The following is a 365-nucleotide window of genomic DNA, read 5'->3' as shown; positions in this document are numbered from 1 at the left end:
GGGTGGAGCCGGCGGTGGTCGCGTTGGTGGTGGCGGGGGATCCCGTCGCGTTGCGGGTGCTGGCCGAGCTCCGTGGCGCGCAGCCGGAGCTGGTGCTGCCGCGGGCGCGGACGGTGGGTCGGGCGGAGTTGCTCGGGGCGCGGCTGGATCTCGCCTGCCTGCGGATCGCCGAGCGGCTCTGCGCGCAGGTGCCGCCGGTGCAGTCGGCCGCGGTGGCTTCCGGGCCGCGGAGTCCGATCGCGGGAGATTCCGCGCGGGGGCTCGGGATTCTGTGGTGGCGGTCGGTGCCGCGTCAGGACGCGGCGCCGACGGTGTCGCCCGGTGTGCGGGCCGGCGGGCGGGAGTGGGGGCACGGCCCCGGCGCC

General features: G+C 78.9%; 1 protein-coding gene. It reads left to right on the top strand.

Translation table 11 applies throughout. The annotated features are described in order from the left end of the window. Positions 1 to 14 precede the first annotated feature (14 nt). Positions 15 to 365 (top strand): hypothetical protein (locus DN069_RS42320; RefSeq protein WP_165845363.1); only part of this gene is annotated, 351 nt, incomplete at its 3' end.

Source organism: Streptacidiphilus pinicola (assembly GCF_003258295.1).
GTDB classification, from domain to species: domain Bacteria; phylum Actinomycetota; class Actinomycetes; order Streptomycetales; family Streptomycetaceae; genus Streptacidiphilus; species Streptacidiphilus pinicola.
This window is presented reverse-complemented; position numbering and strand designations above follow the sequence as displayed.